At 37.6% G+C, this 11792-nt stretch carries 12 protein-coding genes, 1 tRNA gene and 1 rRNA gene; 6 read left to right on the top strand and 8 right to left on the bottom strand.

Going from position 1 to position 11792, the window contains the following annotated elements:
- Positions 1-113 precede the first annotated feature (113 nt).
- The gene (locus BMY50_RS27815) at positions 114-368 is read right to left on the bottom strand and encodes a GIY-YIG nuclease family protein (protein ID WP_093333135.1); all 255 of its coding nucleotides are present in this window, start codon (positions 366-368) and stop codon (positions 114-116) included.
- 54 nt (positions 369-422) lie between these two features.
- Positions 423-495: transfer RNA gene (locus tag BMY50_RS27810), tRNA-Met, on the bottom strand.
- Positions 496-611: 116 nt separating this feature from the next.
- Between BMY50_RS27810 and era the strand changes: the two genes are divergently transcribed.
- The gene (gene era / locus BMY50_RS27805; protein WP_093333132.1) at positions 612-1490 is read left to right on the top strand and encodes a GTPase Era; all 879 of its coding nucleotides are present in this window, start codon (positions 612-614) and stop codon (positions 1488-1490) included.
- Between the two features lie 83 nt (positions 1491-1573).
- Here the strand turns inward: era and BMY50_RS27800 are convergent, their stop codons facing one another.
- Positions 1574-2782 carry a TCR/Tet family MFS transporter gene (locus tag BMY50_RS27800; RefSeq protein ID WP_093333130.1) on the bottom strand — a complete coding sequence of 403 codons (1209 nt, stop codon included), beginning with the start codon at positions 2780-2782 and terminating at the stop codon, positions 1574-1576.
- A gap of 277 nt (positions 2783-3059) precedes the next feature.
- Between BMY50_RS27800 and BMY50_RS27795 the strand changes: the two genes are divergently transcribed.
- The gene (locus BMY50_RS27795; RefSeq protein ID WP_093333128.1) at positions 3060-4142 is read left to right on the top strand and encodes a winged helix DNA-binding domain-containing protein; all 1083 of its coding nucleotides are present in this window, start codon (positions 3060-3062) and stop codon (positions 4140-4142) included.
- A 124-nt stretch (positions 4143-4266) separates the two neighbouring features.
- Here the strand turns inward: BMY50_RS27795 and BMY50_RS27790 are convergent, their stop codons facing one another.
- Together BMY50_RS27790 and BMY50_RS27785 are read right to left on the bottom strand one after the other, a co-directional pair.
- Complete coding sequence (locus BMY50_RS27790; protein WP_093333125.1) at positions 4267-4764, bottom strand: DinB family protein; 498 nt, start codon at positions 4762-4764, stop codon at positions 4267-4269.
- A 75-nt stretch (positions 4765-4839) separates the two neighbouring features.
- Positions 4840-6492, bottom strand: coding sequence for a L,D-transpeptidase family protein (locus tag BMY50_RS27785; protein WP_238383912.1), 1653 nt, complete (start codon positions 6490-6492; stop codon positions 4840-4842).
- Between the two features lie 253 nt (positions 6493-6745).
- Between BMY50_RS27785 and BMY50_RS27780 the strand changes: the two genes are divergently transcribed.
- Positions 6746-7228, top strand: coding sequence for an SRPBCC family protein (locus BMY50_RS27780; protein WP_093333119.1), 483 nt, complete (start codon positions 6746-6748; stop codon positions 7226-7228).
- Here the strand turns inward: BMY50_RS27780 and BMY50_RS27775 are convergent.
- Together BMY50_RS27775 and BMY50_RS27770 are read right to left on the bottom strand one after the other, a co-directional pair.
- Positions 7225-8145: an NAD-dependent epimerase/dehydratase family protein gene (locus tag BMY50_RS27775; protein WP_093333116.1), complete on the bottom strand. Its 921-nt coding sequence runs from the start codon at positions 8143-8145 to the stop codon at positions 7225-7227. The genes BMY50_RS27780 and BMY50_RS27775 overlap by 4 nt on opposite strands.
- A gap of 61 nt (positions 8146-8206) precedes the next feature.
- Entirely contained in the window at positions 8207-8806 is a 600-nt protein-coding gene (locus tag BMY50_RS27770) for a Crp/Fnr family transcriptional regulator (RefSeq protein ID WP_093333114.1), read from the bottom strand.
- Positions 8807-8981: 175 nt separating this feature from the next.
- On the opposite strand from BMY50_RS27770, the gene BMY50_RS27765 reads away from it, so the two are divergent.
- The gene (locus BMY50_RS27765) at positions 8982-9542 is read left to right on the top strand and encodes a type 1 glutamine amidotransferase domain-containing protein (protein WP_093333110.1); all 561 of its coding nucleotides are present in this window, start codon (positions 8982-8984) and stop codon (positions 9540-9542) included.
- Positions 9543-9570: 28 nt separating this feature from the next.
- Here BMY50_RS27765 and BMY50_RS27760 read toward each other — a convergent pair whose 3' ends face one another.
- A complete protein-coding gene (locus BMY50_RS27760; RefSeq protein ID WP_093333105.1) occupies positions 9571-10659 on the bottom strand; it encodes a mechanosensitive ion channel family protein in 1089 nt (362 codons plus the stop codon).
- A gap of 537 nt (positions 10660-11196) precedes the next feature.
- Here BMY50_RS27760 and BMY50_RS28030 point away from each other — a divergent pair.
- Together BMY50_RS28030 and BMY50_RS27755 are read left to right on the top strand one after the other, a co-directional pair.
- Complete coding sequence (locus tag BMY50_RS28030; RefSeq protein WP_139202350.1) at positions 11197-11409, top strand: hypothetical protein; 213 nt, start codon at positions 11197-11199, stop codon at positions 11407-11409.
- A 203-nt stretch (positions 11410-11612) separates the two neighbouring features.
- Positions 11613-11792 (top strand): 16S ribosomal RNA (locus BMY50_RS27755); the annotation flags it as partial.

The following is an 11792-nucleotide window of genomic DNA, read 5'->3' as shown; positions in this document are numbered from 1 at the left end:
ATGTATAAGATTTATGGTTGAACAAAAAAGCCGATCAATTTCTTGACCGGCTGTAGTAGCGGGGACCAGACTCGAACTGATGTCCGCCAGCTGGCGGATAAGAGCCCGACGGTCTACATTTTTGATTGATTGATCTGCTGCCGGATATAACTTCTACCTTTGGCGGATTTGAGTTGTTTTTCACGTGCGCTTGCGAGTTCCTTCGAAGGGAATTGTTCGGTGAGTAGGATGATCCATGGCCTGAACCTGATTGTCCATCCCTTCTTTGCAAGTTCATTGTGTGATTTGAACCTTTCTACCAAATTAGAGGTATAGCCGATATATATCTTGTTGAATTCTTGAGAATAGAGGACATAGACAGTAAACATGCATAAGGTTTATGGTTGAACAAAAAAGCCGATCAATTTCTTGACCGGCTGTAGTAGCGGGGACCAGACTCGAACTGATGACCTTCGGGTTATGAGCCCGACGAGCTACCAACTGCTCCACCCCGCAATGTATCTTTATGTTAAAATTGCTTTTCCATTGCTGAAAAACAATATTTGTTTTCGTTTGATTGGAGTGCAAAGATATATTTTGTTTCTTTGTTGTGCAAATAAAATTTAAAAAAAATGTCACATAAAGCAGGATTTGTAAGTATTGTCGGGAAGCCTAATGCAGGAAAGTCAACCTTAATGAACTCATTAGTAGGAGAAAAGATGTCTATTGTTACGCCGAAGGCACAAACTACTAGGCATCGTATTTTAGGGATTGTTAATGAAGAAAGTTATCAAATAATATTTTCAGATACTCCTGGCGTGATAAAACCTGCTTATAGTTTGCAAGAATCGATGATGAATTTTGTACAAGGATCACTTATTGATGCTGATATAATTCTCTTTGTTACGGATATAAATGAAAAATATGATGAGGGGGATGTGATTGAAAAACTTCGGAAAACTTCATCTCCTGTAGCAGTACTTGTCAATAAAATAGATAAATCTACAGAAGAACATGTCAAAGCGAAGATAGATTACTGGCAGGAAACATTGAAGCCCAAAGCAATTTTTGCTATTTCAGCTTTATTGACACATAATGTACAGGCTGTGTTTCAATTTGTCTTGGATAATCTGCCCGAACATGCTCCATATTATGCTAAGGATGAGCTAACAGATAAGTCCGAACGATTTTTTGTTTCTGAAATTATAAGAGAAAAGGTTTTTAAACTCTATGAAAAAGAGATCCCTTATAGCACAGAAGTAATCATCACCTCTTTTAAAGAGGAAGAGCGGATGATCAGAATTAGTGCTGAGATAATAGTTGAACGTGATTCCCAAAAGAATATTATCATTGGAAAAAGCGGAAGTATGATTAAAAAAGTAGGGACTTACGCTCGCCAGGATATGGAAGAATTTTTACAGAAAAAAGTATTTTTAGAACTTTTTGTAAAAGTAATATCAGATTGGAGAAGTAAGAAAAATTACCTAAAAAGCTTTGGTTATGACCAATAGTGGTAATTAGGTGATGAGCATTTAATTATTCTCTGGTTTAACATTTTTGATGATAAACCTGTATCAACCAGAGAATAATATTATTAACCTTTTTTGAAGCTTCTAAAAACAATTAGCAAGCTTAGTAACATTAATAGCGCTGCAAAAAAGAAGGGTGCGCCAGGGAAATTTGTAATAGCGTGTTCTCCTGCAAACCTTGCAAATAGAAAGGTCATTATAGGTGGGCCAATAATAGCACCTACACTCATTAAACTGGTTAATCCACCTTGTAGCTCACCTTGTTCGTTATCGGGTATTTGATTAGATAAAAATCCCTGAAGAGCTGGATTGGAAATAGCTCCTAACGCATATGGTACCAAGAAAGCATACATCATCCAGCTTTGACTAGCAAAAGCAAATAATGTTAAACTAAAGGTATAAAGCGTTAAACCAATAATAATGGCACGTTTTTCACCTAATTTTGGTAATAAGATACGCGTAAGGCCAGCCTGTACAGACGCAAAGGCAATCCCCATAAAGCCCAAGGAATAACCTATTTGCTGTTCATCCCAATTAAATTTTTCAATTGTAAAAAAAGACCAGATGCTTTCGATTGAATGTCCGGCAATATTAATTAATAGCAAGGCAAGTATTAACCCTGCCACAGCAGGGAACTTGCTTAAATGCTTAAACGATCCTACGGGATTTGCTCGCGACCATTGGAAGCTGCGACGCTTTTCCTTCTGTAATGATTCCGGCAAAACAAAGAAGCCATAAAGTAAGTTTAGAAAACTCAAAAGTGCTGCGACAAGGAAGGGTGCATGCGTGCCGTACTTGCCGAGTAAGCCGCCAATAACAGGTCCGATGATAAAGCCAATACCAAATGCTGCGCTTATTAAACCAAAATTTTGAGCTCGTTTTTCAGGACTGCTAATATCGGCAATATAGGCTGAAGCAACAGTATAGCTAGCGCCCATCGCTCCAGCAATGATCCGTCCAATAAAAAGCCACATAATGGTAGGAGCGAAAGCCATTAATAAGCAGTCTAAGCCGAAACCAAGAAGAGACAACAAGAGTATTGGCCTTCGACCATACCGATCACTTAAATTACCCATAATAGGAGCACAGGTGAATTGCATGATCGCATAAGCGAATGTTAACCAGCCCCCGTACTCGGCAGCGGTACTGATATCTGCATGTATTAAACTAGAGATAAGTTTTGGAAGAACAGGATAAATTAAACCGATGCCTGTAATATCTATAAGAACCGTAATAAAAATAAAAGCGAAAGCCGCTTTGGAAGTAGACTTCATCTATTGTTAATGAGTTTAAAACAGGCGAAATGTGAACGTAATGAAAATAGGTTCAGCGATCTCGCATGCCGAGAATCATTGATATAATGTTATTTAGTAGTGAAAGGCCTTAGCCTTTGATGGATAAGGTACTCTATTTGAGTGTTGCTTATAAGAGGATAATTGCATTCATAGTAGCGACAAAAATAAGCAACGATTTTAGATATCAAAGAAAATAACAGAAATTTTTACGAAAAATTCTGTTATTTGTTTCATGGCAAAATAGCGGAAAAAATATATGGATTTAAAAGATATTGGCTTTTTGCGTTTACATAGTCAATTAGTTACTTGTCAACAGTTCACATCACCTGAAAAAGTAGTTGATTACATGGGGGCAATGCAAGCACAGGATTTTTCCGGAGCCCTTTGGTCTATAGGGTTACGTACCAAGGGAGCCACCGTCAAAACCGTAGAAAAAGCAATAAGTGATGGTAAAATTGTTCGTTCATGGCCCATGCGAGGTACCTTGCATTTTGTTGCATCTGAAAACTTAAGGTGGATGATTGACTTATTGGCTCCACGAATTATAGCAGGTTCGGCGGGGAGATATAAGCAACTCGGGTTAGATGAAGCTGTCTTTTTAAAATCTTTAAAATCCCTCGAGAAAGCTTTAGCAGATGGAAGACAGTTAACAAGAAATGAAATGTATACATCATTGGAGCAGGCAGGTATCTCCTGCTCAGAACAACGTGGTATACATATTATAGGGCATCTTGCACAATTAGGATATATCTGTCATGGCAGCCATATAGGTAAGCAAGCTACCTATGTTTGGCTTGATAATTGGTTGCCATACGTAGCACCTATTCCAAGAGAAGAAGCTTTACGGAGACTGGCATTGTCATATTTCAAAAGCCACGGTCCGGCCACATTGAAAGACTTTATTTGGTGGACAGGGTTAAAAGTATCAGAAGCTAAAGAAGCAATTCAACTAGTTCGTGATAATTTTATTGAAAAGCAAATAGATGGACATACTTTTTGGATGGTGCCAGAACTGTTGGAGTTGAAAAGGAATAAAGGGTCTATTAACCTTTTGCCCGGTTTTGATGAATTCATGTTGGGGTATACTGACCGGACGCTTATGGTTGAACCAAAGTATTTGCCAAGCATTGTTCCGGGTAATAATGGCATGTTCATGTCAACAATTGTCATTAATGGAAGGGTCGAAGGCCTTTGGAAACGAACCATTATAAAAAATAAAATAGAGGTCAAGTTTGATCCATTTCAGGTAAGTGCTAATTTAGATAAAAGAGCAAAAAAGGAGTTGGATAGGTATGCGGCTTTTTGGGGGGAGAAAGTCGTGCAAATCCAGACTATCTAACAGACGAAAGCTTTGTTAGCTGTTAAATTTAAGATGGAAACTGAAGAATATATTGAAATAAGTGCAAACGAAAGTAATGTGTTCAAGAATTTATTTAATATATTTCTTGAACACATGATATATATTAGAAGTGCTGCTCGTCTGCACTTGGCCCGTAGCTTCCTGGAATAGGTATGTTTAATAGTCTTAAATATACACCCAATTGAGCTCTATGATGTGACGTTTGACTGAAAGAATGACGAATCATGCTATATTTCGTTCCCTCCCATAAAATATTCTCTCCATGACGCAATACCCAACGATTTTCCAAGTCTTTATCTTGAAGCTGATCTAATGCATTATTTCCCGCCTCTAAAGACTTCTCAAAAATTTCTAATAGCGCGGCATTATCGGCTACTGGTGTTTGTTTGTATTCATTGGCTGCAAAATCAAGCTCATCGGCATTAACGGCTAATGATATCCATGAAGGAAGTTCCGCAATGTGAACAGCAAGGGACTGCATTTTTGTGCTTTTTTCATGAGGAGCCCATTCATATTTGTCTTCGGGAATTAATTTGAGAAATTTTCGAGTGGTAACGGCCTCTTCCATTAATTCTTTCTTGAATGCTTTTATAATGTCCATAATTTTATTGTTTAACTTATGATGCAAAGTAAAAGCAAACGGCTGACAACCCTATGTCAGTCTGAAATTACTAATCTAGTTTTTTTCAATTAACATACCTGCTAGACGTTCATCTCTGTTATAAATGTCTTTTCGAAAATTTATTTTACCTTCTCTATCAATAAAAGCAGTGAAATAAGCAATGAAAACTGGAACTGTCTTTTTAAGGGTCACATATTTTTCTTTGTTCGCATGCATCGCTTCATGGATGGTCTTCTCGTTCCATGTTGAATCATTCTTTAACAGAAAATTAGCTAATTTTTCCGGCTCACTCACCCGAATACAACCATGGCTAAATGCTCTCGAAGCTTCATTGTAAAGTGATTTTGAAGGGCTGTCGTGAAGATAAATATTATAGCTGTTTGGGAAAAGAAATTTCACCAAACCCAAGGAGTTTTTCGGCCCGGGCTTCTGTCTTACGGTGGGTAGACCGCCACTTTTTCCGGTAATTTCCATATTATGTTTAGCTATATAATTACGGTCGCGTCGTATACCAGGAACTATTTCATTTCGTACAATGCTCGGGGGGACATTCCAATAAGGACTGAAAACAACATACTTCACATCACCGTGAAAAATTACGGTTTTATGAACGGCTTTTCCAACTACTACGTTGCAGCTCCAAAGTAAACTATCGGCGTGATATACATGTAATTTAAACTCAGGTATGTTTACTGCTAGGTAATCAGTTTTTAAACTTACAGGTAACCATCTACTGCGTTCCATATTTACGATTATTTGTTGAACCCGTGTTTTAGGCGAGACATTTAAGGCAGTAATAGTACCAGGCCCAATGGCTCCATCTGGACTTAATCCATGGCGGGATTGAAAAGACTTGATTCCGGACAATAAAGAAGAATCATACAGAGTTGAAGTAGTATCAGCGGTATAATCTCCCAATAAAAGTAACCTTTTCTTTATTTGAACTATTATTTCAGAGGAATCACCAAATTTGTAACTTTTTTGATCAGCTATTATGGTTGGCCATGTTGCGGAAGAAGCCAGTTCACGATATCTTTTTAGATAACTTCTCAGTTGCTCATATTGGCGATATACCGGTTCAATGGAGGCTCCATTTTTGTTTACTGGATGTTGTAGTAGACTATCCAGATAATCCGTGTAAGAAATTTTCTTTCTAGGAACGAACCAGTCGTTTGCTTTTACTGTGGATTCATCAGCCCCTTGCCAAGCTACTTGGGCGAAAACAAAATACTGAGAAGTTAGCATGAATTCTAACAGCTCATTATCTTTAGCGACAGTTTTTTTATGTTGATTATGGAGATTTACTAATGAATCCAAAGCCCTACTATACGGTAATTCTTTGTCTAAACCTTCATCCTTTAAGTTGAGCATACGATCTGTTAGGTTGCCAGCTTGTTCAATTAAGCCATTTTTGTCAAACCAGGCGAATGTATACTGCTTTTCCTGGTAAAACTTATAAACATTGTCTTTATAACTGCCGAGCGCCGGATATTTTGCAAAGAATTCATCGAGCTTAATGCTGTCAAAATGCAAATCTGTTTGCTCACTGAAATTTCCTGGAATGGTTTTATTCCATTCTTCTATAGCCTTTGCTTTTAATGAATCCGTCCGATTAATTTTGTTTTGTTTCTTGGATTGGTTGCAGCCGGTACACCAACAGATGAATAAGACCATAATAAGAAAAAAGACGGGTTGAATTTTGCTCATATAATTGCGATTAAGATTAGCCTAATTTTTGTCGTATAGAAATTATAAAGGGTTCAACTATTTTTTTACTAAGATATTTAAAAACCTGCATTGATAAGTTTTTGGTATAAAAATATTAAACAAAAGTTAATGTTAATTGTTGCCAATTTAATTAAAAGAAACCAACACAAACGGTCGTTGTAATAAAACAAACGGATGATAACTAATCACCAGACTACATATAAGACCTTCGAGGCACTTCTATTAAAATCCAATGATCACCATTAACGCTGCATCTGATATCTATACTTTAGCTTGCCAACAAATTATACCGATAAGTGTTTCGGAGGCTTGGCGGTTCTTTTCTTCCCCTCAGAATCTAGTGATGATGACGCCACCTAAAATGCAGTTTGAGATCACAAACGGTATACCCGCGCAAATGTATGAAGGACAGATTATCACTTATTTAGTCTGTGTGTTGCCCTTTGTTAAAACAAAATGGGTAACTGAAATTACTCATGTAAATTCAAATCATTATTTTGTTGATGAACAACGTTTTGGTCCCTATGCTATGTGGCATCACGAACACAGATTCCAGGCGGTGTCCAATGGCACACTCGTACAAGATAAAGTGACTTATAAGCTGCCTCTAGGGTGGTTAGGCAATATGTTGGGAGGAACGTATGTTAAGCAGAATTTGACTAATATCTTTGAATTCCGAAGTCAATTTTTACGTGAGAGATTCGGTGATGTTTAAGGGTTATTTACAATTTCTTCAATAGCTTTATTAACAGGCGTAGGAATAAACTCAAATGCTTCTTCAAATTTGGAACTGTCAAAGTAGTAGTCGTATTTATATTGATAACTCATTTCTTCTAATTCTTTCATTAAAGGAGAGAATATCCCCATGATCTTAAGAAGCCATTCTGGAAGCACTAAAAGCTTTGGCTTTTTATGTAAATGACTTGCAAGTAAATTGATCCATTCTTGTCCGGTTAATTTTTCTTTAGCTGTAGGTAAATGCCAAATTTGGCCCAGTGCTTTCGGATTATTGCCTAATAAGGCAATAGCCTTGGCGGCATCGGGTGTATAGGTAAAGCTATGGATTTTATTTTTGGATTGTTGCCATAAGGCAGTTTTGTCATTTTTGAGATTGTTATATACTAATTCCAGCAGTATACTATTTTTTATACCTGGACCGTAAAAATCTGCAGACCGTGCTACACATGCTTGTAGATTCTTTTCATTGATAGCATCAAAAAGCATTTTTATAATTCCTTGCCTAACTTGCCCCTTTTTGCTTATTGGGTTAGTGGTAGCATTTTCTGTCATATGTTTCAATGCGCTAACTGCATACATATAAACATTATCAACAAAAACTAAAATAGCTTTATGTTTTAAACAGGCATTTATGGTATTTTGCATAATGATAGGCCACTTTTCGCGCCACACTTTTATGTCGTACTTTAGACCAACACATAGGTATACAACGGAAGATCCTGCAACGGCCTTTTCGGTATCTTCTGCATTACATAGGTCTGCAACAAATAGTTCATCCGAAGGGTCTACTGGTTGAGGGGTTCGCGATACTAGGCGAATATGTTGATCGTATGATCTAAGTGTTTTTGCGAGTTCTGTGCCTATAGCACCTCCCGATCCTAAAATGGTCTGCATAAATTTTGTTTTGATTTTAGACAAAACTATCAGAAGAAGAGTAAAAAAAGATTGACGAAGGTTAAGTTTTTGCTTTTATAATACGTCGTTTTTTTAGTCTACTTAAGCTCTCAGCACTGATGCCTAAATAACTTGCTAAGTATTTTTGTGGGATTGATTGTATAAAAGCTTTCCGATAGGTTTCCAGCTTACAATACCGTTCTTCGGGAGATAAAGCGATTAGGTCAGTTGTGCGTCTGAGGTTTTCTTGTGCAATTTCTTCTAGCATCTGGTAAATATAGGTGTTAAATGCCTTTGATTGCGACATGAGTGCCACACAATCTACGCAGCTAATATGGAGGCACAGGGAATGATCAAGCGATTCAATATTATGTGTGGAAGGACGCTGATTGGCAAAACTTTCTAGGTCTGTTAAAAAAGTATTTGGCAATCCAAAATGACAAGAATACTGTTGGCCATTTGCATCAGTAAAAAAATGATGTAACGTACCATTTATTACAAAAAATAATTGATGAGCAACATCTCCATTTTTCAAAATCAATTCCTTTCTTTTAAAGGAGGTTGGTTTAAAATACTTATAGAAAAGTGAAACCTCATGGTCGCTTAGCTTGTGTTTTTGATTAATATGGGCTACCAAAATGCTATGGGCTTCGTTATTCATTGTTTTAAAAATAGGATTCTTAAATTTTTAATAAAGATAGCTTTTTTTAATAAGCGAGGACTTCTAGCAATGATGTAAAACTTAGATTACGAAAACATCAAATTTTAATTTTTTGAAACAAAAATGTAGACAAATCGGTAGCATTAATAGGTTTATTCATTAAAAAATAATAATCATGGGAACGTTAAGTGAAAGAAAAATTGCGATTTTAACCGAAGATGGTTTTGAGGAAGTGGAACTAACAAGTCCAAAACAGGCTTTGTTAGATGCAGGAGCAATCGTTCATGTTGTGTCGCCAAAAAGGGGGACTGTGCGTGCAAAAGAAGGGGATGAATGGAAAGGTGAGTACCCTGTGGATAAAAATTTGAGTGAAATTTCTGCAGCTGATTATGATGGGCTTCTTCTTCCAGGTGGCGTAGTAAATCCAGATAAGTTGCGTACAAATGAAGAAGCACTATCCTTTGTGAAAGATTTTTTCCATACTGGAAAACCGGTTGCGGCCATTTGTCACGGTCCGCAGGTTTTAATTGATGCAGAGGTGGTGGAAGGAAGAAGATTAACATCCGTCGCTGCAATCAGAAAGGATTTAATAAATGCAGGGGCACTATGGGAAGATAGTGAAGTTGTTACTGACGAGGGCTTGGTTACTAGTAGAACTCCACAAGATTTACCTGCTTTCAATTCAAAAATTGTTGAAGAGTTTGCGGAAGGTAAGCACGAAGGACAACATGCGTGATTCTTTTAAATGAAAAGGAGGGAAGGTATTACTTTTCTCCTCCTTCTATCTCGTTATTGGCAAGACTAATGCGTGTTTTGACAAGAGATTCTGGGAAATTGGCCCGTATATGTTTAATCATTTCTTCTCGAATGAAACATCTCAAATCAAAAGCATCACCTGAATTTCGGCAACTCATTAGACAACGTATTTCCATGGTTCGTTCCTTTAAATCGGTGACCTGTAAAACACTGACTTTTCCGTCCCAAAGCCGGTTATTCTTCAGTAGTTCGGTTAATTTTTGGCGCAAATCTTCAACAGGAATGTCGAAATCAGTGTAAATAAAAACAGTGCCTAAAATCTCGGCTGTTGTACGCGTCCAGTTCTGAAAAGGTTTTTCAATGAAATAATTAATAGGCAATACCAAACGCCTTTTATCCCATATATTTACAACAACATATGTCAAATTGATCTCCTCTACTTTGCCCCATTCTCCTTCTACTATTAATACATCATCCATACGTATAGGCTGTGTAAAAGCAATTTGAAATCCAGCAAGTAAATTACCTAAAGATTTTTGAGCTGCAAAACCAATGATAACACCCCCTATACCAACACCAGTGAGCAGGCCTGCCCCGATTTTACGCATACTTTCGAAGCTTAGTAAAATGATAGATATCGTGATGATGACGATTAGGGTAATCAAGAGTTTGCGAATAAAGACTATTTGAGTACGAATTTTTCGTTCCTTTAAGTTGTTCTCCTTGGCAATGTCAAAGCGATGATAGAGGTAATCTTCAAATATTCGAAGTATGCGGATAATGATAATAGCAAAACATAGTGTAATCAATATCTCAACAATTTTGGAAATGATGACCTGTGTTGACTGCGTGAGCTTCATTAAAGGAAGTAAAGAACTGAAAATAAGTAGTGGAATAAAAATCGTGAAAATTTTGTTGAAGTGCTTAATGATTGATCGGAGAATTGAATAAGAAATCTCTTTTGTAGACTGTTGCTTTACAAGAGGTAGTAGAATGAATTTAATTGCAATGCCTATAAGAATAGAAAACAAAACAACAAGTATATTCCATGTCCAGTTTGGCATCTTTTCTGATAAATTTTCCAAGTAATCAATCATTGTTAATTAGTAATTAGCTGCATTCTTATAAAAAGTAACACAAAGCAGCAATTGTAGTTTTTATTTTTCTTGAATAGAACCGATTGGATGCTTTATATCATGGTGTGAAGAGATGGCAGTTAAATTTTGTACTTGGAGATCATTTTTTTAATAAGCGTGATCGACCAATGATATCTGTTCCCTAGTACGTTTAGTTTATCCTTTCTTGCTACCGTATTCAAGATAGATTATATAAAAAAAGTACTTAAAAACAGAAAGAAGGCATAAAGAGATCCAGTTTGATCGTAAACAGATCGTTTATTTACCGTAAATACATCGTAAATTTTACGATGGAAACACGATCTATTTACGATTGATTTACGATGAAATGTAATATCTGTCCAGGATCATTATAATTTTCAGACATGTTCAGTCCGGTCTCCTGTATGGGGCCGGGGCGGCATCGGGGGGCTTCCGTGAAAAAAAAAGGGCTGTTTTCCAGGCCTTTGCGCATGATGTAAAAAAAAGGGGGCGTCAGTATTTGGAAAAGGGGAAAAGGTGCGTATCTTTGCACTCCGCAAACGAAGGGATGCGGGGAGTTTTTTGAAGCGAAGGAGGGGGAACAGCGGGGTTGAAAAAATATTCAAAAAAATATTTTGGAAAGGCGGAAAAGATTTCTACCTTTGCAGCCCCGCAGGGGGGAAAGAAAGAGACCGGAGGCGCGATGCCGATGGGGATGAAAAAAAAAGAGGGTTTCGTGCAGTGATGTGACGGGATACCACAACAGGCAGGAAGCGCGAGCGGATGGCCGATAAGTTCTTTAAGGAAATGATTCATGTAGCGTAACGAGTAGTCGGGAAATTTCCGGGCGAAAGTTGGGAAAAAAGAAAGACGGATCGATCAAGTCACAGAAGACAACAAGATCAAATTGATCCTTTTTAACAGAAGGGTCGGCGATCGAAACTTTTTCATATACAATGGAGAGTTTGATCCTGGCTCAGGATGAACGCTAGCGGCAGGCCTAATACATGCAAGTCGGACGGGATTGGGGAGCTTGCTCCCCATGAGAGTGGCGCACGGGTGCGTAACGCGTGAGCAACCTGCCCATTTCAGGGGGATAGCCCGGAGAAATCCGGATTAAGCCCGCATATGAT

Source organism: Olivibacter domesticus (assembly GCF_900109575.1).
Taxonomy (GTDB): domain Bacteria; phylum Bacteroidota; class Bacteroidia; order Sphingobacteriales; family Sphingobacteriaceae; genus Olivibacter; species Olivibacter domesticus.
The sequence above is the reverse complement of the archived record's forward strand: the minus strand, read 5'-3'. Positions and strand labels throughout refer to the sequence as shown.

Coding starts and splice junctions, on each gene's coding strand:
- era (WP_093333132.1), top strand. CDS start 612: ATGTCACATAAAGCAGGATTTGTAAGTATTGTCGGGAAGCCTAATGCA.
- BMY50_RS27815 (WP_093333135.1), bottom strand. CDS start 368: ATGTTTACTGTCTATGTCCTCTATTCTCAAGAATTCAACAAGATATAT.
- BMY50_RS27765 (WP_093333110.1), top strand. CDS start 8,982: ATGGGAACGTTAAGTGAAAGAAAAATTGCGATTTTAACCGAAGATGGT.
- BMY50_RS27770 (WP_093333114.1), bottom strand. CDS start 8,806: ATGAATAACGAAGCCCATAGCATTTTGGTAGCCCATATTAATCAAAAA.
- BMY50_RS27790 (WP_093333125.1), bottom strand. CDS start 4,764: ATGGACATTATAAAAGCATTCAAGAAAGAATTAATGGAAGAGGCCGTT.
- BMY50_RS27800 (WP_093333130.1), bottom strand. CDS start 2,782: ATGAAGTCTACTTCCAAAGCGGCTTTCGCTTTTATTTTTATTACGGTT.
- BMY50_RS27760 (WP_093333105.1), bottom strand. CDS start 10,659: ATGATTGATTACTTGGAAAATTTATCAGAAAAGATGCCAAACTGGACA.
- BMY50_RS27795 (WP_093333128.1), top strand. CDS start 3,060: ATGGATTTAAAAGATATTGGCTTTTTGCGTTTACATAGTCAATTAGTT.
- BMY50_RS27780 (WP_093333119.1), top strand. CDS start 6,746: ATGATCACCATTAACGCTGCATCTGATATCTATACTTTAGCTTGCCAA.
- BMY50_RS27775 (WP_093333116.1), bottom strand. CDS start 8,145: ATGCAGACCATTTTAGGATCGGGAGGTGCTATAGGCACAGAACTCGCA.
- BMY50_RS27785 (WP_238383912.1), bottom strand. CDS start 6,492: ATGAGCAAAATTCAACCCGTCTTTTTTCTTATTATGGTCTTATTCATC.